This is a genomic window from Streptomyces sp. HB132 (assembly GCF_016909575.1).
Classification (GTDB): Bacteria; Actinomycetota; Actinomycetes; order Streptomycetales; family Streptomycetaceae; genus Streptomyces.
Genome location: NZ_JAFBGA010000013.1, coordinates 1 through 20,882, shown reverse-complemented (window position 1 = coordinate 20,882; position 20,882 = coordinate 1). Strand labels below are relative to the sequence as shown.

Genomic DNA, 20,882 nt, shown 5'->3' with positions numbered 1-20,882 from the left:
TCGGACGCCTTCCTCTAGGAACTGAGCTGCTGCGCGGCTCGCGGCGGTACCTGCCCCACCCCGGGCCCCTGCTGTGTGGAGAACACCGTACGCCTCACCCGTGGGGGCGGACCTCCGGGTTGTCGTACCGGCAGGCGAGAATATGGGCTGATGCGTACGGAGGGGGAGATCGCCACGAACACCGACCCGACCGGCTCCTGGTCCCTGGTCGTCCCGCTGAAACCGCTCGCACGTGCCAAGAGCAGGCTCGGCCGTGCGGTGGGCGGGGATCTGCGTCCGCGGCTGGCCCTGGCGTTCGCGCAGGACACCGTGTCCGCGGCGCTGGCCTGCCGGGCGGTGGGCGATGTGGTGGTCGTCACGGACGACGTGGTGGCCGCGGCGGCGCTGGCCGCGCTCGGCGCGCGGGCGGTGCCCGACACCCCGGCCGCCGGGCTCAACGCGGCGCTGGAGCACGGTGCGCGGTCGGTGCGGGCGCGTCGCGGGGACGCCGCGGTGGCCGTACTCAACGCGGACCTGCCCGCGCTGCGTCCGGACGAGCTGGCGCGGGTGCTCGAATTCTCCGCCGCATTTCCTCGCGCATTTGTCAGTGATGCGCAGGGAATCGGCACGACATTTCTTTCCGCGGCGCCCGGAGTGGAATTGCGGCCGGCCTTCGGCGGGGCGTCACGGTCACGGCATCTGGCGTCCGGGGCTGTGGAGGTCGTACTGCCGGGCCTCGATTCGGTCCGCAGGGACGTGGACACGGGCGACGATCTGGGGGCGGCGCTGGCGCTGGGCGTGGGGCGGTTCACCGCTGGGCTGACGGCCCCGGTGGCGCCCGCCGCGGACCTATAGGCTGCGGTCCATGCAGGCGACCTCGTTCACGTACGACCCCGAGACCCGCACCGGCAGCGTGCTCCTCGACGACGGCACCCCGGTGGACTTCGACGCGCCTGCGTTCGACGCGGGCGGGCTGCGGCTGCTGCGGCCGGGACAGCGGGTGCGGATCGAGACCGAGGGCGAGGGCGCCTCGTCGCGGATCACCCTGGTGACGCTGCAGACCCTCTGAGAGGGGCCTGAACAGCCCGCGGGCCGGGCTCCCCGAGGGGAGCCCGGCCCGGCGCGTACGAGAACGAGCGGTGCCCGGTCTCACTTCTTGCGTGCGGTGACCTTCTTGGCTGTGGTCTTGCGTGCCGTGGTCTTCTTCGCGGGCGCCTTCTTCGCCGTGGTCTTCTTGGCGGGCGCCGTCTTGGCGGCGACGGTCTTCTTCGTAGCCGTCTTCTTCGCCGGGGTCGCCTTCTTCGCCGCCGCCGCCGTGGTCTTCTTCGCCGCGGTGGTGGTCTTCTTGGCGGTGGTCTTCTTGGCCGGTGCCGTCTTCTTCGCGGCTGCCGCCGTGGCCTTGCGTGCCGTGGCCTTCTTGGCGGTGGCCTTCTTCGCGGCCGCCTTCGCCGTCGTACGGGTGGAAGAACCGCCCGAGAGGCTGCCCTTGGGGGCCTTCTTCACGGCCACGTCGTTCTTGGGGAGCTTCTTGGAGCCGCTGACCAGGTCCTTGAAGCCCTGTCCCGCGCGGAAGCGGGGCACGGAGGTCTTCTTGACCCGTACGCGCTCGCCCGTCTGCGGGTTGCGGGCGTAGCGGGCGGGGCGGTCGACCTTCTCGAACGAGCCGAAGCCGGTGACCGAGACACGGTCTCCCGCGACGACCGCACGGACGATCGCGTCGAGGACCACGTCGACGGCGTCCGCGGCCTGCTGACGGCCTCCGACCTTGTCGGCAATCGCTTCTACGAGCTGCGCCTTGTTCACGTCTTCCCCTTCGGAGACATTGCCCGAACGAAACTGTTCAGGCTTTTTCGCACGTTAGGCAGATATATACCGCAAATCAAACACGAAACGGGCTAATCACCCTAGTGCCGCAACGAAGTCGACCGCCGCGCTGTCCGCAGAGTCAGTCACCTTCGGGGAATCGGCCCTCATCGAGGTCCTTCATCAACCGGTCCAGACGCCTTGCCGCGCCTGGGAGATCGTGCTTAGCCGCGGCCGTGACGACCAGCAGCTTCCGGGACAGCGCCATCCTTACGCCCTCCGGGACTTGCAGCGAGCGCACCTTTGCGTGCGCTTCTTTCAGTCGGTCGGCGACTTGGCCATAGAGCTCGAGTTGGCTGTCGCGTTCCATGCACCGATTGTGCCATCTGGGGCGAGTTGTCGCCCGAGGGGGTCTCAACAAGCGACTGCGCCCCCTGCCTTCCGGCAGGGGGCGCAGTTCGGGAAAAGCGCTGCTCAGGCATCAATCGTACGCGGCTTGTGGGACGGCCTGGCCGCCTCGTAAGTCGCAATGTCCGCTTCGTTCTGAAGAGTGAGACTGATGTCGTCGAGCCCGTTCAGCAGTCGCCAGCGGGCGTTCTCGTCGAGCTCGAAGTCGGCCGTGATGCCGTCCGCGAGGACCTGCCGCTTCTCCAGGTCGACGGTGACCTCGGCCGTCGGGTCGGCCTCGGTCAGCTCCCACAGCCTGTCGACGACCTGCTGGTCGAGGACGACCGTCAGCAGACCGTTCTTCAGCGAGTTGCCACGGAAGATGTCGGCGAATCGGGAGGAGACCACTGCCTTGAAGCCGTAGTTCTGCAGGGCCCAGACCGCGTGCTCACGCGAGGATCCCGTGCCGAAGTCGGGGCCGGCGACCAGCACCGAGGCACCCTTGCGCTCGGGGCGGTTGAGGACGAAGTCCCCGTCCTTGCGCCACGCCTCGAAGAGGCCGTCCTCGAAGCCGTCCCGGGTGACCTTCTTCAGCCAGTGCGCGGGGATGATCTGGTCGGTGTCGACGTTGCTGCGACGCAGCGGGACGGCCCGGCCGGTGTGTGCGGTGAATGCTTCCATGACTCTCAGACTCCGGCGGGCGTACGGGCGTCGGACAGGTCGGCGGGCGAGGCCAGGTGGCCCAGCACGGCGGTGGCGGCGGCGACCTGCGGGGAGACCAGGTGAGTGCGGCCGCCCTTGCCCTGCCTGCCCTCGAAGTTCCGGTTCGAGGTGGAGGCGGAGCGCTCGCCGGGGGCCAGCTGGTCGGGGTTCATGCCGAGACACATCGAGCAGCCCGCGTGCCGCCATTCGGCGCCGGCGGCGGTGAAGACCTTGTCCAGCCCCTCCTCGACCGCCTGCAGGGCGACCCGGACCGAACCGGGGACGACCAGCATCCGTACACCGTCGGCGACTTTGCGGCCGTCCATGATGGAGGCCACGTTGCGCAGGTCCTCGATGCGCCCGTTGGTGCAGGACCCTACGAACACCGTGTCCACGTTGATCTCGCGCAGCGGCTGACCGGCGGTCAACCCCATGTATTCCAGGGCCTTTTCGGCTGCGTGGCGCTCCGATGCGTCTTCGTACGAAGCGGGGTCGGGCACGTGGGCCGACAGGGGTGCGCCCTGGCCGGGGTTGGTGCCCCAGGTGACGAACGGCGCGAGTGCGGTGCCGTCGATGACCACCTCGGCGTCGAAGACGGCGTCGTCGTCGGTGCGCAGCGTCTTCCAGTACTCCACCGCGGCGGTCCAGTCCTCGCCCTCGGGGGCGTGGTCACGGCCCCGCAGGTAGGCGAAGGTGGTCTCGTCGGGGGCGATCATGCCCGCGCGGGCACCGGCCTCGATCGACATGTTGCAGATCGTCATCCGGGCCTCCATCGAGAGCTTCTCGATGGCGGAGCCGCGGTATTCGAGGATGTAGCCCTGGCCGCCGCCGGTGCCGATCCTGGCGATGATGGCCAGGATGAGGTCCTTGGCGGTGACACTGTCGGGGAGTTCACCCTCGACGGTGATCGCCATGGTCCTGGGACGGGCCAGCGGCAGCGTCTGGGTGGCCAGGACGTGCTCGACCTGGCTGGTGCCGATACCGAAGGCCAGCGCCCCGAACGCGCCGTGGGTGGAGGTGTGCGAGTCGCCGCAGACGACCGTCGTCCCGGGCTGCGTCAGGCCGAGCTGCGGGCCGACCACGTGCACGACGCCCTGCTCGACGTCACCCAGCGGGTGCAGCCGGACGCCGAACTCCGCGCAGTTCTTGCGCAGGGTCTCCAGCTGGGCGCGGGAGACCGGGTCGGCGATCGGCTTGTCGATGTCGAGGGTCGGGGTGTTGTGGTCCTCGGTGGCGATGGTGAGGTCGAGGCGCCGCACCGGCCGGCCCGCCTGACGCAGGCCGTCGAACGCCTGCGGGCTGGTGACCTCGTGCAGCAGGTGCAGATCGATGAAGAGGAGGTCGGGCTCGCCATCGGCGCGCCGGACGACGTGGTCGTCCCAGACCTTCTCCGCGAGTGTCCTACCCATCGCTTTCCCTCCGGCCGGCGTCTTCGCCGGCCCAACTAGAGATTGGGGTGCCGCCGTCCGGACCCCCGAGCGGGGCGGTGGCCGCGGGCCGTCGTACGGCCGCATGTACAGGTTCGCAACTTCCGGGGAAAATTGAACTTGCGTTTCACAGAGTGAGACGCGAGTATCGTCGTATGGACAACTCTAGTGGCGTCGGCGTTCTCGACAAGGCAGCTCTGGTATTGAGCGCCCTGGAGTCCGGTCCGGCCACCCTCGCCGGGCTGGTCGCGGCGACAGGGCTCGCACGGCCCACGGCACACCGACTGGCCGTGGCACTCGAACACCACCGCATGGTGGCGAGGGACATGCAGGGCCGTTTCATTCTCGGCCCCCGGCTGTCGGAACTCGCGGCCGCGGCCGGCGAGGACCGCCTCCTCGCGACGGCCGGACCCGTACTCACGCACCTCCGTGACATCACCGGCGAGAGCGCCCAGCTCTACCGGCGGCAGGGCGACATGCGGATCTGCGTGGCGGCGGCGGAGCGGCTCTCCGGCCTGCGGGACACCGTGCCGGTCGGCTCCACGCTCACCATGAAGGCGGGGTCCTCCGCGCAGATCCTGATGGCCTGGGAGGAGCCGGAGCGCCTGCACCGGGGCCTGCAGGGTGCCCGTTTCACGGCTACGGCGCTCTCCGGCGTACGGCGTCGGGGCTGGGCCCAGTCGATCGGTGAGCGCGAACCGGGTGTGGCCTCGGTCTCGGCCCCGGTCCGCGGTCCGTCGAACCGGGTGGTCGCCGCGGTGTCCGTCTCCGGCCCGATCGAGCGGCTCACCCGCCACCCCGGCCGGATGCACGCCCAGGCGATCATCGACTCGGCGGCGCGGCTGAGTGAGGCACTTCGCCGCACGGGCTGACCCCTACCGCTTCCCCCTTCCCCGGCCGCCCCAGCGTCGTGGCGGCCCAAGTCACCTGCCAATTCCCCGAGATGGGCGCCCTCTGCGCGGGCGGACACCGACGGGGCCATCCACCACGCATACGCGGAAGGCCCTCCACCGAGGTGAAGGGCCTTCCGCGTACTGCCGTGTTGTACCCCCGACCGGATTCGAACCGGCGCTACTGCCGTGAGAGGGCAGCGTGCTAGGCCGCTACACAACGGGGGCGTGGTTACTGCTGACTTGCGCTGGGCTACCAGGACTCGAACCTAGAATGACGGTACCAGAAACCGTAGTGTTGCCAATTACACCATAGCCCATGGTGTGACAAGTACCCCCGACCGGATTCGAACCGGCGCTACTGCCGTGAGAGGGCAGCGTGCTAGGCCGCTACACAACGGGGGCCCTAGCGATCCTGCATCGAAAACGTGGGTGCGACCCAGGTGTTCTCGCGGGAAGGATCTGTACCCCCGACCGGATTCGAACCGGCGCTACTGCCGTGAGAGGGCAGCGTGCTAGGCCGCTACACAACGGGGGCTTGTTACTTCGGTCTTGCGCTGGGCTACCAGGACTCGAACCTAGAATGACGGTACCAGAAACCGTAGTGTTGCCAATTACACCATAGCCCACTGAAACGCAACCCCTTGGGGTTCTGTTTCTGTCTGCGCCGCCTGTTCGGCTTTTTTTGTCCCGCTCGGGCGGCGCAGGAAGAACATTACCTGAAGGTGTCCGGCGCTCCAAAACGGGTATCGCCCGCCAGCAGGCCGGGGAGCTCGTCCAGACCCGTGATCCGTACGAGTTCGGGGCGCCCACCCTGGCCGTCGCGGTCGAGCCAGATCCCCGTCAGCCCGGCGGCCACCGCGCCGCCCGCGTCGATGTCGGGTTCGTTCCCGACGTACGCCACGTCGTGCGGTTCCAGCTCCAGCACCTCGCAGGCGGCGTGGAACGCCCCCGCGTCCGGCTTGGAGACCCCCAGCTCCACGGCGCACACCACTGCCTCGAAGCGGTCCCGGATCCCGAGGGCGCGCAGCTTCCGGTCCTGGTTGTGGATGCTGGAGTTGGACAGGACGGCGTGGCGGAAGCTTCCCGCCAGCCGGTCGAGAACGGGCACGGTGTCCGGGAAGAGCGCCCACGCGGCCTCGTAGTGGGCCGCGTGCCGGCCGAACCAGTCATCGGCCTCGGCATCGCTGAGGGGCCGCGCGAGGAAAGTGCGTACGCGTTCCCGCCGCTGCCCCTGGAAGTCCGTCTCCCCGGCGGCGAAACGCGCCCACTGCACGTCCGTGACGGCCTTCCACGCGTCGAGGGCGCGCTCCAGGGTGATGTACCCCTCGGGAAAGCCCTCGTACTCCAGGTGCTTGCGCATACCGGTGCGGTCCGCCCCGGAGTAGTCGAAGATCGTGTCGTCGATGTCCCAGAGAACCGCTCGGATCGGCATGCCGGCCAGATTACCGGCCCGGCGGCCGTATGCCGACGGGGTGGCCGCCCCGGCTCGGGCGGCCACCCCGTCACGGGCAACCGGGCGCTACGCGGCGAGCTTCGCCAGCGCCGCGTCGATGCGGGCGATCGTCTTCTCGCGGCCCAGGATCTCCAGGGACTCGAAGAGCGGCAGGCCGACCGTGCGGCCGGTGACCGCGACGCGGACCGGGGCCTGCGCCTTGCCGAGCTTCAGCCCGTGCTTCTCGCCGGCGGTGAGAACGGCCGTCTTGAGCGCCTCGGCGTTCCACTCGGCGGCGGTCAGCTCCGCGCGTGCCGTGACGAGCAGGGCGTCGGACCCCGCCTTCATGGCCTTGGCCCAGGACGCCTCGTCCTCGACGGGCTCGTCCAGGAAGAGGAAGTCGACGTTGGCCGTGATGTCCGAGAGGACCGTCACTCGGGTCTGGGCGTGCGGGGCGATCTCGGCGAACTGCTGCGCGTCGAAGGCCTCGGGCGCCCAGGGTGCGAAGGGGGCCTTCAGCCAGGGGCCGCAGGCCTCGGTGAAGGTCTTCACGTCGAGCATGCGCAGGTGCTCGGCGTTGATGTGCTCGGCCTTCTTCAGGTCGAAGCGGGCCGGGTTGGCGTTGACGTCCGCGATGTCGAAGGCCGCGACCAGCTCGTCCCGGCCGAAGATGTCGCGGTCCTCGGCGATCGACCAGCCGAGCAGCGAGAGGTAGTTGAGCAGCCCCTCGGGCAGGAAGCCGCGCTCGCGGTAGAGGTTGAGCGAGGCCTGCGGGTCGCGCTTGGACAGCTTCTTGTTGCCCTCCCCCATGACGTACGGGAGGTGCCCGAAGGCGGGGGTGTCCTTGGCGATGCCCAGCTCGATGAGCGCCCGGTAGAGGGCGATCTGGCGCGGGGTGGAGGAGAGCAGGTCCTCGCCGCGCAGGACGTGGGTGATCTCCATCAGGGCGTCGTCGACCGGGTTGACGAGCGTGTAGAGCGGGGCGCCGTTGGCACGCACGATGCCGTAGTCCGGGACGTTCTCCGGCTGGACCGTGATGTCGCCGCGGACCAGGTCGGTGAAGGTGATCGCCTCGTCGGGCATCCGGAAGCGGACGATCGAGGTGCGGCCCTCGGCCTCGTACGCCGCCTTCCGCTCGTCGCCCAGGTCGCGGCAGTGACCGTCGTAGCCCGAGGGCTTGCCGGCCGCGCGGGCGGCGTCGCGGCGGGCGTCGAGCTCCTCGGTGGTGCAGTAGCAGTGGTACGCGTGCCCGGCGTCCAGGAGCTTGGCGGCGACGTCCTTGTACAGGTCCATCCGCTGCGACTGGCGGTAGGGCTCGTGCGGGCCGCCGACCTCGGGGCCCTCGTCCCAGTCGAGGCCGAGCCAGCGCATCGAGTCGAGCAGCTGCTGGTAGGACTCCTCGGAGTCACGGGCAGCGTCGGTGTCCTCGATGCGGAAGACCAGGGTGCCCTGGTGGTGCCGGGCGAAGGCCCAGTTGAACAGGGCCGTCCGGACCAGGCCCACGTGGGGGTTGCCGGTCGGGGAGGGGCAGAAACGTACACGGACAGGGGGGTTAGCCACGCTTGATCACCTTGTTGGTGAGAGTGCCGATGCCTTCGATGGTGACGGCGACCTCGTCGCCGACGTGCAGGGGGCCGACCCCTGCGGGGGTCCCGGTGAGGATCACGTCGCCGGGGAGCAGCGTCATGGCTTCCGTGATGTGGACGACCAGGTCCTCGACGGAGCGGACCATGTCGCTCGTCCGGCCGAGCTGACGCTGCTCACCGTTGACCGTGGCCTGGATCGCCAGGTCGCCGGGGTCGACGTCGGTCTCCACCCAGGGACCGAGCGGGCAGGAGGTGTCGAAGCCCTTGGCCCGGGCCCACTGGCTCTCACGCCGCTGGACGTCGCGTGCGGTGACGTCGTTGGCACAGGTGTAGCCGAAGATGACGTCCTTGACGCGCTCACGCGGAACCTCGCGGCACATGCGGCCGATCACCACGGCCAGCTCGGCCTCGTGGTGGAGCTCCTCGGAGAAGGAGGGGTACTCGATGGAGTCACCCGCACCGATAACCGACGTGGTCGGCTTGAAGAAGGCGACGGGCACATCGGGGACCTCGTTGCCCATCTCGGCGGCGTGTTCCGCGTAGTTGCGGCCGATGGCCACGACCTTGTTGGGGAGCACGGGCGGCAGCAGCCGGACCTTCTTCAGCGGGACCTTGGTCCCGGAGAGCTCGAAGTCGGTGTACGGGATGCCCTTGATGATGTCGAGGACGAGGCTGTCGGGGCTGTCGCCCTCGACCGCGCCGAAGGCGACATTGCCGTCGATGGAGAACCTGGCGATGCGCACGGGATGCTGTCGCCCCTCACTTGCTGGCTGGCTGAAGACTGACGCTCCAGGCTATCGCTCCACCGGACGGGGCGGGGCGAGGGCGCGGGTGAGGGGCCCGCGGACGCGTCGTGGCCGCGACGGCCGCTACTCCGCCGCCGTGACCGGGGCGACCATCAGGATGGTGCGGCGCGGGTTGGCCGTCTGGGTGGGCAGGTCGACGGCGTGCTCCCGCTGTTCCGGCTTCTGCAGCGCTTCGGCGTCCTCGAGGTGCGCCAGCGTCGTACGCCGGGGGTTGGCGATGTTGCGGAAAATCATCGTCGTCTTCATCTGCCGTATGGACCCTTGTCGCTGGGGCGCCGCCCGGGGGGTGCGCCGGTTGTCGGATTCGCTATCCCTGTAAAGCGCCAGGCTAAACATCCGATTCCCCACTGCGGCCGGGATGAGACGGCGATCATCGTGTGAGTTTGCTCACGAAGTTGCCGACAAAGTGCACATTAAGGGCAGTTGACCTTCGGATACAAACCAGACATTACGTCACTGAATCTGCCATTCCGCTCCCGATCATGGCGTCTGGGACACCCGCCACCCCCAAGAAGCCCACCCTTAATTACCCGTTTTGACCATGAACACGCTATACGCCTTGTCACGCGGTCATCACACCGTGTCATCCAGGTCACAGCCCGGTACGGGGGCCTTGTTGGAGATCCTTCACTGTGCTGGAATTCCACGCACCGCCGCGGGTTTCAGGCCCAGCGCGCAGGGGCGCAACGCAGCGCCGAGTGGTGGCGGGAGGGGGAAGTACGCCGGTCACTCACGACCACCTTGGGGCGCGTCCAGCGCCCCACGACGCCGACACCGTTCAGCCGCGCCACACGCGGAGGGACGCCTGGTCCAGAGGTTGCGACGCTAGTGCAGGGACGTTTCAAGAGGGATGGCATGGGGTCGCCCCAGCCCCGCCAGGGCCGAGGGGAAACCCCGGCGGAGCAGGAGCCGCGCGGCGGGAACGACCGCGGTTCCTCGCCCCAGCACGCCCAGAATCCCGCCGCCGGTGACCGCGCGCAGCGCTCCGGCACGACGAGCGGCACCGCGGGTGACAGCGGCGCGGACGCCGCCGCGGCTCCCAAGCCGGCAGGTCCCCCCTCCGCCGGCTCCCGCGCGGCCCTGCGCAACTGGCGCATCAGCACGCGTCTGGTCTCCCTGCTCGCCCTCCCCGTGGTCGCGGCGACCACCCTGGGCGGACTGCGCATCAACGAGTCCATGAACGACATGGACCAGCTGGAGCACATGCAGCTGCTCACGAAGATGACCAAGCAGGCGACCGCGCTCGCCAACGCGCTCCAGGAGGAGCGCGACAAGTCGGCCGGCCCGCTGTCGAACGGCGTGAAGGCCACTGACTACAAGGTCACCCAGCCCCGCGAGCGCACCGACCGCGCCAAGGACGCCTTCTTCGAGGCCACCGACGAGATCGGCAACACCCCCGGCGACGCCGCGCTGGACAGCATCCACGCGAGCGTCAGCCAGATCGGCACGCAGCTGGGCAACATCACCAGCATCCGCAAGGACGCGTACGCCGGCGACAGCCCGAGTCTCAACACGGTCGACCAGTACAGCCAGCTGATCAACTCGCTGCTGAGCCTCTCGCAGGACATGGCGCAGGCGACCAGCAACCCTGAAATGATCAAGCGCACGCGCGCGCTGGCCGCCTTCTCCTCCTCGAAGGAGTACGCCTCCGTCGAGCGGGCCATCATCGCCGCGGCACTGCCCGGCGGCGACAGCGACAAGACGCACCTGAACGACAACGACCAGGCGTTCGGCCGCAACGCGCTCAACAAGGCCAGCACGACCCTCAAGACCTTCGAGACGACCTACGAGTCCACCGGCAAGAGCTCCGCCGAGCTCCTGGCGCCGCTGGACAACGGGAATCCCGAGATCACCGCCGCCGACATGTACGCGAAGAAGGTGCTCGACAGCCCTCTGGGCATGGAGGGCAGCGGCAAGACCCGTACGTACATGGACTGGTACGACCAGAGCTCCAACAAGATCCAGGCCATGAAGACCATCGAGGAGACACTCCTCGGTGAGATGGAGAGCAAGGCCCGCGAGCTCCGTGAGGAGTCGCAGCGCGACGCGATCCTCAACGGTGCGATCATCCTCATCGTCCTCGGTGTGTCGCTGGTCGGCGCCTTCGTCGTGGCGCGGTCCATGATCCGCTCCCTGCGGCGGCTCCAGGACACCGCGACCCGGGTCGCCCAGGACCGGCTCCCCGAGCTCGTCAAGCAGCTCTCCGAGACGGACCCGCAGGACGTCGACACCTCCGTCGAGTCCGTCGGTGTGCACTCCCGGGACGAGATCGGCCAGGTGGCCGCGGCCTTCGACGACGTGCACCGCGAGGCGGTCCGGCTGGCCGCCGAGCAGGCGCTGCTGCGAGGCAACGTCAACGCGATGTTCACCAACCTCTCGCGCCGCAGCCAGGGCCTCATTCAGCGCCAGCTCTCGCTCATCTCCGAATTGGAGTCCCGCGAGGCCGACCCGGACCAGCTGTCCTCGCTCTTCAAGCTCGACCACCTCGCGACCCGAATGCGCCGTAACGGCGAGAACCTCCTCGTCCTCGCGGGCGAGGAGCCCGGCCGCCGGTGGACGCGGCCCGTACCGCTGGTCGACGTGCTCCGTGCCGCCGCGTCCGAGGTGGAGCAGTACGAGCGCATCGAACTGTCCGCGGTGCCCGCCACCGAGGTCGCCGGCCGCGTCGTCAACGACCTCGTGCACCTCCTCGCCGAGCTGCTGGAGAACGCCACGTCGTTCTCCTCGCCGCAGACGAAGGTCCGGGTCACCGGTCACGCACTGCCCGACGGCCGTGTGCTCGTCGAGATCCACGACACCGGCATCGGTCTCTCCCCCGAGGACCTGGCCGCGATCAACGAGCGGCTCGCCTCGCCGCCCACCGTGGACGTCTCGGTGTCCCGCCGCATGGGTCTGTTCGTGGTCGGCCGGCTGTCCCTGCGTCACGGCATCCGCATCCAGCTGCGCCCCTCCGACTCCGGCGGTACGACCGCGCTCGTCATGCTGCCCATGGAGGTCGCGCAGGGCGGCAAGCAGCCGACGAAGCAGGGACAGCAGGGCAAGGGACAGCAGGGCGGCGCCCCGGGCGGGCTCCTCGCCGGCGGCTCCCCCTCCGCGGGCGGCCTGGCCGGCCCCGCGTCCGCTCCCGCCAAGGGCGTCGGGGCACCTGCCTCGCGCGGCCAGGTCGGTGCGGGCTCGGCCCCCCGGGCCGCGCTGCCCTCGCGCGACGGACAGCGTCCGCCTCAGCAGGGCTCCGGACCGCTGGGCAACAACCAGCAGAGTCCCGGACTGCCGGGCCAGGGCCGCCCCGAGACCCGGCAGGGCGGCGGCCTCGCCGGTGCCTTCGCCGGTGGTGCCCGTCCGGGCGCACGCCCCCCGCAGGGCCCCCCGGCCGGTGCGGACTCGGGCCGCCCCAACCTCTTCGGCCACTCCGGCCCGCCCGCGCGGCAGAACCCGCAGCACCAGCAGAACCAGCTCGGTCAGGGCGGTCCGCAGCAGCCCGGCGGTCCCGGCCGCCAGCTTCCGCCCTCCGGCGGGCCTCGGGCCGAGCTGCCCGGCGGCAACCCGCAGCCCCAGCGTCCGCAGTCCACGAGCTGGGGGGTCGAGGAGCAGGGCGCTCCCCGGCGCACGCAGCCGGACTCACCGCGTGGTCACGAGGAGCACGACGGCGGCCTGTTCGCCCGGCCGGGCACCTCCGGTCCGAACCAGCCGTTCAGCCCGCCGAACCAGCGTCCGCCGATGAACGACCGTCAGGGCCCCGGCGCCACAGCCGAGTTCGCCCGCCCGGACTTCTCGGCACCGCAGGCGTATCAGGCACCGCAGGCCATGGACCCGGCGAGCACCGCACAGTTCGCCCGGCCCGACTTCAACGCCCCGATGCCGCAGGACCAGGGCTTCGGCGCCCAGGGCCCGCACGCGCCCGCGCCGCGCCGCCCCGACGGCTCCGACTTCGGCGCACCGCTTCCGCCCGCGCCCCCCGCCGGCGGGCTGCCCCGTCGCTCCGACAGCCCCGACTTCGGCGCACCGCTTCCGCCTACGCCCCCCGCGGGCGGGCTGCCGCGCCGCCCCGCCCTGCCGCAGCAGCAGCAGCCCGACGAGCTGCCGCCGGCCGGTCCCGGTGACGGGCGTACACCGCTGTTCGACACGCTGGAGACGAACTGGTTCCACGGCCCGCAGCAGAGCGGCCCGCAGCCGCCCGCAGCCGAGCCGCAGGCACCGTTCCCCTCCCAGCACGCCGAGACCACGCCGCCGCCCATGCCGCGGCGTGGTGCGGCGGACACCGGCGCCACCAGTTCGTGGCGCGCTTCGCCCAACGACGAGCTCGTACGGCAGGCGGAGCGGGTCAAGAAGCCCGCCGCCGGCGGGATCACCACCTCCGGACTGCCCCGCCGTGTCCCACGTGCCAATTTGGTACCGGGCACTGCTCAGCAGCAGAATCATCAGTCCGGACCTCAGGTTTCGCGTGCGCCGGATGACGTACGCGGCCGTCTGACCAATCTCCGCCGGGGCATCCAGCAGGGACGACAGGCCAACACCGGCCCGTCTACCGAAAGTTTCCAACTCGGCCCCACTCACCAGCAGGAGCGTTAGTTGAGCCCCATGAGTCAGGCCGCGCAGAATCTGAACTGGCTGATCACCAACTTCGTGGACAACACCCCAGGGGTGTCCCACACGGTGGTGGTCTCCGCGGATGGCCTGCTGCTGGCGATGTCCGAAGGTTTCCCGCGCGATCGCGCCGATCAGCTGGCGGCTGTCGCCTCCGGCCTGACGTCGCTGACCGCGGGTGCCTCCCGGATCTTCGAAGGCGGCGCCGTGAGCCAGACGGTCGTGGAGATGGAGAGGGGTTTCCTCTTCCTCATGTCCATCTCGGACGGGTCTTCGCTGGCCGTCCTCGCCCACCCGGACGCGGACATCGGTCTGGTCGGGTACGAGATGGCGCTGCTCGTCGACCGCGCCGGCACCGTACTCACCCCGGATCTCCGCGCCGAACTACAAGGAAGTCTGCTGCACTGACCGGCCATGCGGCAGCCAACTGACACGATCCCCCCAGGTACTACTCAAAACCCTCACCCGTCCGGCCGACACAGCCCCTCACCGGCCACCTTCAGACGGCAAGCCGACACCCTGCTGTCACGCCCGGAGGATTTATGACCCCGCCACCCGCCTCACCTGATCCGTACGGCGCACTGCACCACGCGTCGTACGACGGTGAAGGCGACCAGCCGCTGGTCCGTCCCTACGCCATGACGGGCGGCCGGACCCGGCCGCGCTATCAGCTCGCGATAGAGGCGCTGGTCAGCACGACAGCGGACCCCGCACACCTGGGGACCCTGCTCCCCGAGCACCAGCGGATCTGCCACCTGTGCCGCGAGGTCAAGTCGGTGGCCGAGGTCTCGGCCCTGCTTTCCATGCCTCTGGGCGTGGCGCGGATCCTCGTGGCGGACCTGGCGGAAGCCGGCATGGTGGCCATCCACCAGCCGGGCAACGGAGAGGCCGGCGGCGCGCCGGATGTGACACTGCTCGAAAGGGTGCTCAGTGGACTTCGCAAGCTCTAGCGGCAATACGACGGCTCGCTCCACCACCTCGGCGAAGATCGTGGTGGCAGGCGGCTTCGGCGTGGGCAAGACCACGTTCGTCGGTGCCGTTTCGGAGATCAATCCGCTGCGCACCGAAGCCGTGATGACGTCCGCGTCCGCGGGCATCGACGACCTGACCCACACCGGGGACAAGACCACCACCACGGTGGCCATGGACTTCGGACGCATCACCCTGGACCAGGACCTGATCCTCTACCTGTTCGGCACCCCCGGACAGGACCGCTTCTGGTTCATGTGGGACGACCTGGTCCGCGGCGCAATCGGCGCCGTCGTCCTCGTCGACACCCGCCGCCTCGCCGACTGCTTCCCCGCGGTCGACTACTTCGAGAACAGCGGCCTCCCCTTCGTCATCGCCCTCAACGGCTTCGACGGACACCAGCCCTACACTCCCGACGAAGTACGCGAAGCGCTCCAGATCGGCCCCGACGCCCCGATCATCACGACGGACGCCCGGCACCGTGCGGACGCCAAGAGCGGCCTGATCACACTGGTCGAGCACGCCCTGATGGCCCGGCTGAAGTAGCCGTAAGTCGGAAGTGATCTACGGAAGTTGCTGTAGTCGGGCGGGGGCGGCCTGTGTCCTTTGACACGATCCGCCCCCGCCTTCATAACATTTCGACAGAGAATCAGGGGTCGATCGATACCCGGCGCACACGACCGGTACCACTGCGCTCATACGAGCCTCGCCTTTTGACGGGGCTCGCTCTTTATGCCCGTTTTATCTTCAAGCGGCCTCAGCCGGAATCACGCATTCCGACTGTTTGGAACGCGGCCGGTCCGCGTGCTGCAATGCCTCGAACTACCCAGTAGTACGGCCCCTGAACGATAATCCGGCACAACGTAGGTGCCGACGCCGAGAGGTTGTTGGTCGAGTGAGGCGAAGCAACGAGGGCTCCGCGGCGCAGCCGGAGCGGGGCAACTTCACGCCTCCGCCGCGCGCAGCGGTGTCTCCGCCTGCGGACACGTCGTCCGAGGCGGAACCGGCGGGTGGCAGCACCAACCGCCTGTCACCCCGCAACTGGCGGGTGCCCACCCGGCTGAACGCGATCCTCCTGATCCCGGCGCTGGTCGGTCTGATCATGGGCGGCTTCCAGGTGAAGGGGTCGGTCGACACCTGGAACGAGGCCCAGGACGCGGAGAAGACGGCCCTGGTCGTCCGCGCGGCCGCGGCGTACGGACAGGCGCTGCTCAACGAGCGCGACCTCACCGCTCAGCCCCTGCTCTCCAACAAGCGCACCGCCGCCGAGGTGGAGCAGGTGCGCGCCACCACGGACAGCGCCGCGTCGAAGTTCGACGCCGCCGTGCAGAACATGCCGGACAAGGCGGGTCTCCATCGGCGTCTGAAGCTGTTCAAGGTGGAGGAGCCGCTCCTTCCCGAGCTGCGCAAGGCCGCCTACGCCGAGGCGATGGACCCGGTGAAGACGGAAGAGGGCTACACCAAGGTCCAGCACTCGCTGATGGAGTTCTCCAACGAGCTCGGCCTCGGGACCGGCAACATCACCAGCTACGGCCGGACCGTGTACGCGATCGAGCTGGCCAAGGCCGCCGAATCGCTTCAGCGCTCGATAGGCATGCACCTGCTGGTGCGCCCGAGCCAGGAAGAGCGCAACTTCAACGGCCAGGTCACGGCGTTCAGCTCCTACAACTACCTGGAGCAGATCGCCCTCGGTGAGTTCGTCTCCGGCGGCACGGAGGCAGACGCGGCCCGGCTCAAGGAAGTCATGGCGGGGAAGGCGGCCGAGGGCGCCAAGCAGCTGAAGGCCGCCGCGGCGCAGGCCAAGGCCGCCGGCAAGCCCTTCGTGGCGCCGCCGAGCATCGACGGTTCGGTCTTCGACGGTATGGCCCAGCAGATCGGCCAGGGCAAGCAGCCGGCCGAGCTGAAGGCCAAGGGGATCACCCCCGAGACCTGGATGGCCGCGTCCACCGCGAAGTTCGACGGCTACACGACGGTCGAGAACGAGCTCGTCGACAAGGCCGTGACCGAGGCGGCGGAGATCTCGACCGACGCGCGCAACGACGCCGTCATCAACGCCGCGATCGTGCTCGTCGCACTGTTGGCCGCCTTCATCATCGCCGGTCTCATGGCCCGCCAGATGAGCCGCTCGATGCGCCGGCTGCGTACGGCCGCCTTCGGCATCGCCGAGCAGCGGCTGCCGATGCTGGTCGACCAGCTGTCGCGGACCGAACCGGGCCGGGTGGACACCCGTGTGCAGCCGATCCCGATCAACAGCCAGGACGAGATCGGCGAGGTCGCCCGCGCCTTCGACCAGGTGCACCGCGAGGCCGTCCGGCTCGCCTCCGAGCAGGCCATGCTGCGTGGCAACGTCAACGCGATCTTCACCAACCTGTCGCGCCGCAACCAGTCGCTCATCGAGGGGCAGCTGACCCTCATCACCGACCTGGAGAACCACGAGGCCGACCCGGACCAGCTGGAGAGCCTCTTCAAGCTGGACCACCTGGCCACGCGTATGCGCCGTAACGGCGAGAATCTGCTCGTCCTCGCGGGCGAGGAGCCCGGCCGGCGGTGGAACCAGCCGGTGCCGCTGGTCGACGTCCTGCGGGCCGCCTCGTCCGAGGTGGAGTCCTACGAGCGCATCGAGCTCACCGGTGTGCCGGAGAGCGAGATCCACGGCCAGGCCGTGACCGACCTCGTGCACCTGCTGGCCGAGCTGCTGGAGAACGCCACCACGTTCTCCTCGCCGCAGACGAAGGTCCGGGTCACCGCGACCCGGCTGCCCGACGGCCGCGTCATGGTCGAGATCCACGACAAGGGCATCGGCCTCACCGCCGAGGACTTCGCGGACATCAACCACAAGCTGGCCAACCCTCCGACCGTGGACGCCGCGGTGTCCCAGCGGATGGGTCTCTTCGTGGTCGGCCGGCTGGCCGACAGGCACGGGATCCGCGTCCAGTTGCGTCCCTCCGGCGAGCAGGCGGGGACCACGTCGCTGGTCATGCTGCCGGACGCCATCACCCACGGTGGCGGCGGCGACTCGGCCCAGGAGAACGACTTCACCGTCTCCTCGATCATGCCCGAACAGCAGCAGCAGTCCTTCGACCCGATGCCGCAGCCCCTCCCGATGCGTACGGCGGCGGAGCTAGGCTTCGACGACTCGCGCTACGAGACCCCGGCCGCGGACTCCCCGCAGCTGGACCCGGTCAACCGTTCGCTGATGCGTGAGGAGCGGCGGGCCGCGCTGGAGGCGCAGACGGGCGGCGAGCGTCCGCCGTTCCAGGACGACGGCGCCGGGCAGCGGCAGGGCTTCCCCCAGGAGCAGTACGCGCCCGAGCAGTACGGCCAGGAGCAGCAGTACGCCCCCGGGCAGTACACCCAGGGGCAGCAGGAGTACGCCCAGTCCGGTTACGAGGGCGGCTACGACCCGTACGCGGGGAACGGCTACCAGGACCCGCAGCAGCAGAACTCCTATGCGGAGTCCTCGTACGCCGCACCGGACGGCAGGCAGGAGCTGCACACCGACCGGTTCGCTCCCCAGGACGGCATTTCCCACCAGGGTGAATGGGCGGATCAGGGTTCCTACCAGGGGACCTTCGAGCCGCTGGCACAGCCCGAAGCGGAATCACTGCCGAGCACTCCCGCGGAGACCGGGGAACGCGTAGGCTTCGACGGCCCGGGGGCCACCACGGACCCGGGTCCGGACCTGACCGAGGCGGGGCTCCCGCGCCGGGGTGCGGGCCAGCAGCACTGGCAGCCCACCGGCCGCGGAAACGATCAGCCTGCCCCGCCGGAACAGCGGCAGAGGCCGCAGCCGGAACAGCCGAAGGCGACGGAGCCCACCGACGGGGAGAGCCCCGACGACTGGCGTTCGGCGAACGACGAGCGCTGGGTGCGGGCCGAGAAGCTCCGGGATCCGAAGGCGGGCGGAATCACCCCCTCAGGACTCCCCCGGCGCGTGCCCAAGGCCAACCTGGTCGAGGGCACGGCGGAGCAGACCCAGCAGGGCGGCCCCCAGGTCTCCCGCGCTCCCGAGGACGTGCGGGGCAGGTTGAGCAACCTGCGCCGTGGTGTCCTTCGGGGACGTACGGCGGGCACGGACACCAGTAATACCTACAACCAGGAGCGTTAGTGTGAGCCCGATGAGCCAGGCGGCGCAGAATCTGAACTGGTTGATCACCAACTTCGTGGACAACACCCCTGGGGTGTCGCACACGGTGGTGGTCTCCGCCGACGGACTCCTGCTGGCGATGTCCGAGGGTTTCCCACGGGACCGCGCCGATCAGCTGGCGGCTGTCGCCTCCGGTCTGACGTCGCTGACCGCTGGTGCCTCCCGGATCTTCGAGGGCGGCGCCGTGAATCAGACCGTTGTGGAGATGGAGCGAGGATTCCTCTTCATCATGTCCATCTCTGACGGATCCTCACTCGCCGTCCTCGCCCACCCGGATGCCGACATCGGTCTGGTTGGGTACGAAATGGCGCTTCTCGTGGACCGTGCAGGAAGTGTTCTCACCCCGGATCTCCGCGCCGAACTCCAGGGAAGTCTTCTTAACTAATAGACAGACAGTGCGTTTCTCGCCACCGCGCCATAAGGTGCGGTGGCGCGGCACCACTGGGATGGCGACCGGCAGGCGGAGGAGGAAACGTGGCAGCACCCACAGGCGGACACCCGTACGAGGGTGGTCAGCGGGTTCCGGGTGAGCAGGGCGACAACAACCGTTTCGGCAACCCCTCCGTGCCCGGCAGACAGGGCACGCAAGAGTCGTACCAGCCCTACCAGCCGTACCAGCAGCCCTACCAGCAGCCCCAGCAGGGCTCGCAGGGCGGCGACTGGCAGCAGCAGTCCCAGCAGCCCGGTTCCGGGTGGCAGCAGCAGTACCAGCAGCAGCAGCCGCGGGGTTACGAGACGCCGCCGTCGCGCATCCAGCCGGTCCAGCGGCAGGCCCCGGAGCCTCCGAAGCCCGCTGCGCACAACCCGCTGGTCCGTCCGTACGCCATGACCGGCGGCCGGACACGGCCGCGTTACCAGCTCGCCATCGAGGCACTGGTCAGCACCACGGCCGATCCGGCCCGGCTGCAAGGGCAGTTGCCCGAGCACCAGCGGATCTGCCGGCTCTGCATCGAGATCAAGTCGGTGGCCGAGGTGTCGGCCCTCCTCTCGATCCCGCTCGGCGTTGCCCGGATCCTCGTCGCCGACCTGGCCGAGGCCGGACTCGTCGCTATCCATCAGCCCGGCGGCGACGAGACCGCCGGCGGCCAACCAGATGTGACACTGCTCGAAAGGGTGCTCAGTGGACTTCGCAAGCTCTAGCGGCGGAGCGGCCCGCTCCACTACCTCGGCGAAGATCGTGGTGGCAGGGGGCTTCGGCGTGGGTAAGACCACGTTTGTCGGTGCTGTTTCGGAGATCAATCCGCTGCGCACCGAAGCCGTGATGACGTCCGCGTCCGCGGGCATCGACGACCTGACCCACACCGGGGACAAGACCACCACCACGGTGGCCATGGACTTCGGACGCATCACCCTGGACCAGGACCTGATCCTCTACCTGTTCGGCACCCCCGGACAGGACCGCTTCTGGTTCATGTGGGACGACCTGGTCCGCGGCGCAATCGGCGCCGTCGTCCTCGTCGACACCCGCCGCCTCGCCGACTGCTTCCCCGCGGTCGACTACTTCGAGAACAGCGGCCTGCCCTTCGTCATCGCCCTCAACGGCTTCGACGGACACCAGCCCTACACTCCCGACGAAGTACGCGAAGCGCTCCAGATCGGCCCGGACACCCCGATCCTCACGACGGACGCCCGGCACCGTGGGGACGCCAAGAGCGCGCTGATCACACTGGTCGAGCACGCCCTGATGGCCCGCCTGCGCTGATCCGGCCGTAGCACGGCGAAGGCCCCGCACTCCTCGGAAGGAGTGCGGGGCCTTCGTCCGTACGGGGCCGGGATGGGTCCGGAACGGCCTCAGCGGCCGTTCTCAGCCCTGCCAGCTGTGCGGGGCGCGGAAGCCGGGGGTGCGCTCCAGACGGCGCCATCCGGCGGTGCTGCGGCCGCGGTGGGCGGGGACGTCGGGCTGGGCGGCCGCGCGGGCGAGCAGGACCGCGGTGATGGCGGCGAGCTCCTCGGGGCCGGCCTGGCCCTTCTCGACGCGCAGGACCGACTCGGCGGGAGTGACGCTCATGGATGTCTCCGTCTTCTGGGCAGATGGTCGCGGGACGTGGGCGGGGTCACCGCCGGGCCTGCGACTACTGCGGGGGGTTGCCGTGCTTGCGGGACGGCAGGTCCGCGTGCTTGTTACGGAGCATCGCGAGCGAGGCGATCAGTACCTCGCGCGTCTCGG

Annotated in this window: 20 protein-coding genes and 5 tRNA genes; 11 read left to right on the top strand and 14 right to left on the bottom strand. The window is 69.5% G+C overall.

Features of this window, described 5'->3' with window-relative positions; translation table 11 throughout:
- Positions 1–150 precede the first annotated feature (150 nt).
- Complete coding sequence (gene cofC, locus JOC24_RS24910; protein WP_205022626.1) at positions 151–834, top strand: 2-phospho-L-lactate guanylyltransferase; 684 nt, start codon at positions 151–153, stop codon at positions 832–834.
- Between the two features lie 10 nt (positions 835–844).
- Positions 845–1,048, top strand: a complete 204-nt coding sequence (locus tag JOC24_RS24905) for a hypothetical protein (RefSeq protein ID WP_205022625.1) — start codon at positions 845–847, stop codon at positions 1,046–1,048.
- 80 nt (positions 1,049–1,128) lie between these two features.
- On the opposite strand, the gene JOC24_RS24900 is transcribed toward JOC24_RS24905, so the two are convergent.
- From JOC24_RS24900 to leuC, 4 genes are all read right to left on the bottom strand, one after another.
- Complete coding sequence (locus JOC24_RS24900) at positions 1,129–1,782, bottom strand: HU family DNA-binding protein (protein WP_205022624.1); 654 nt, start codon at positions 1,780–1,782, stop codon at positions 1,129–1,131.
- Between the two features lie 142 nt (positions 1,783–1,924).
- The gene (locus JOC24_RS24895) at positions 1,925–2,152 is read right to left on the bottom strand and encodes an SCO5555 family protein (RefSeq protein ID WP_205022623.1); all 228 of its coding nucleotides are present in this window, start codon (positions 2,150–2,152) and stop codon (positions 1,925–1,927) included.
- 104 nt (positions 2,153–2,256) lie between these two features.
- Complete coding sequence (gene leuD / locus JOC24_RS24890; protein WP_205022622.1) at positions 2,257–2,850, bottom strand: 3-isopropylmalate dehydratase small subunit; 594 nt, start codon at positions 2,848–2,850, stop codon at positions 2,257–2,259.
- 5 nt (positions 2,851–2,855) lie between these two features.
- A complete protein-coding gene (leuC, locus tag JOC24_RS24885; RefSeq protein WP_205022621.1) occupies positions 2,856–4,280 on the bottom strand; it encodes a 3-isopropylmalate dehydratase large subunit in 1,425 nt (474 codons plus the stop codon).
- Positions 4,281–4,453: 173 nt separating this feature from the next.
- On the opposite strand from leuC, the gene ndgR reads away from it, so the two are divergent.
- Positions 4,454–5,170 carry an IclR family transcriptional regulator NdgR gene (gene ndgR, locus JOC24_RS24880; RefSeq protein ID WP_024490257.1) on the top strand — a complete coding sequence of 239 codons (717 nt, stop codon included), beginning with the start codon at positions 4,454–4,456 and terminating at the stop codon, positions 5,168–5,170.
- 173 nt (positions 5,171–5,343) lie between these two features.
- Here ndgR and JOC24_RS24875 read toward each other — a convergent pair.
- The 9 genes from JOC24_RS24875 to JOC24_RS24835 form a co-directional block, all read right to left on the bottom strand.
- Positions 5,344–5,416 (bottom strand) — tRNA-Glu (locus JOC24_RS24875).
- Between the two features lie 20 nt (positions 5,417–5,436).
- Positions 5,437–5,508: transfer RNA gene (locus JOC24_RS24870), tRNA-Gln, on the bottom strand.
- A 12-nt stretch (positions 5,509–5,520) separates the two neighbouring features.
- Positions 5,521–5,593, bottom strand: a tRNA-Glu gene (locus JOC24_RS24865).
- Positions 5,594–5,653: 60 nt separating this feature from the next.
- A tRNA-Glu gene (locus JOC24_RS24860) sits at positions 5,654–5,726 on the bottom strand.
- 19 nt (positions 5,727–5,745) lie between these two features.
- Positions 5,746–5,817, bottom strand: a tRNA-Gln gene (locus tag JOC24_RS24855).
- Between the two features lie 86 nt (positions 5,818–5,903).
- Positions 5,904–6,623, bottom strand: coding sequence for an HAD family hydrolase (locus JOC24_RS24850; RefSeq protein WP_205022620.1), 720 nt, complete (start codon positions 6,621–6,623; stop codon positions 5,904–5,906).
- Positions 6,624–6,710: 87 nt separating this feature from the next.
- Positions 6,711–8,183 carry a glutamate--tRNA ligase gene (gltX, locus tag JOC24_RS24845; RefSeq protein ID WP_205022619.1) on the bottom strand — a complete coding sequence of 491 codons (1,473 nt, stop codon included), beginning with the start codon at positions 8,181–8,183 and terminating at the stop codon, positions 6,711–6,713.
- Positions 8,176–8,952, bottom strand: coding sequence for a fumarylacetoacetate hydrolase family protein (locus tag JOC24_RS24840; protein ID WP_014153853.1), 777 nt, complete (start codon positions 8,950–8,952; stop codon positions 8,176–8,178). Before JOC24_RS24840 ends, gltX begins: the two co-directional genes overlap by 8 nt.
- A gap of 126 nt (positions 8,953–9,078) precedes the next feature.
- Positions 9,079–9,261, bottom strand: coding sequence for a hypothetical protein (locus JOC24_RS24835; RefSeq protein ID WP_205022618.1), 183 nt, complete (start codon positions 9,259–9,261; stop codon positions 9,079–9,081).
- Between the two features lie 609 nt (positions 9,262–9,870).
- Here JOC24_RS24835 and JOC24_RS24830 point away from each other — a divergent pair.
- The 8 genes from JOC24_RS24830 (at position 9,871) to JOC24_RS24795 (ending at position 20,417) form a co-directional block, all read left to right on the top strand.
- Positions 9,871–13,584 (top strand): sensor histidine kinase, encoded by a 3,714-nt coding sequence (locus tag JOC24_RS24830; protein WP_205022617.1) that lies wholly within the window; start codon positions 9,871–9,873, stop codon positions 13,582–13,584.
- A gap of 9 nt (positions 13,585–13,593) precedes the next feature.
- Positions 13,594–14,007 carry a roadblock/LC7 domain-containing protein gene (locus tag JOC24_RS24825; protein ID WP_006127850.1) on the top strand — a complete coding sequence of 138 codons (414 nt, stop codon included), beginning with the start codon at positions 13,594–13,596 and terminating at the stop codon, positions 14,005–14,007.
- A gap of 134 nt (positions 14,008–14,141) precedes the next feature.
- Positions 14,142–14,549 carry a DUF742 domain-containing protein gene (locus tag JOC24_RS24820; RefSeq protein ID WP_003966010.1) on the top strand — a complete coding sequence of 136 codons (408 nt, stop codon included), beginning with the start codon at positions 14,142–14,144 and terminating at the stop codon, positions 14,547–14,549.
- Positions 14,530–15,114, top strand: a complete 585-nt coding sequence (locus JOC24_RS24815) for a GTP-binding protein (protein WP_205022616.1) — start codon at positions 14,530–14,532, stop codon at positions 15,112–15,114. The genes JOC24_RS24820 and JOC24_RS24815 overlap by 20 nt, the downstream gene beginning before the upstream one ends.
- A 349-nt stretch (positions 15,115–15,463) precedes the next feature.
- Positions 15,464–18,676 (top strand): sensor histidine kinase, encoded by a 3,213-nt coding sequence (locus tag JOC24_RS24810; RefSeq protein WP_205022615.1) that lies wholly within the window; start codon positions 15,464–15,466, stop codon positions 18,674–18,676.
- Between the two features lie 10 nt (positions 18,677–18,686).
- A complete protein-coding gene (locus JOC24_RS24805) occupies positions 18,687–19,100 on the top strand; it encodes a roadblock/LC7 domain-containing protein (RefSeq protein WP_006127847.1) in 414 nt (137 codons plus the stop codon).
- 89 nt (positions 19,101–19,189) lie between these two features.
- Positions 19,190–19,855, top strand: coding sequence for a DUF742 domain-containing protein (locus tag JOC24_RS24800; protein WP_205022614.1), 666 nt, complete (start codon positions 19,190–19,192; stop codon positions 19,853–19,855).
- Positions 19,836–20,417, top strand: a complete 582-nt coding sequence (locus JOC24_RS24795) for a GTP-binding protein (protein WP_205022613.1) — start codon at positions 19,836–19,838, stop codon at positions 20,415–20,417. Before JOC24_RS24800 ends, JOC24_RS24795 begins: the two co-directional genes overlap by 20 nt.
- Positions 20,418–20,519: 102 nt before the next feature.
- Here JOC24_RS24795 and JOC24_RS24790 read toward each other — a convergent pair whose 3' ends face one another.
- On the bottom strand, positions 20,520–20,723 hold the full coding sequence (locus tag JOC24_RS24790) for an acyl-CoA carboxylase subunit epsilon (RefSeq protein WP_205022612.1): 204 nt from the start codon (positions 20,721–20,723) through the stop codon (positions 20,520–20,522).
- Between the last annotated feature and the right edge of the window lie 159 nt (positions 20,724–20,882).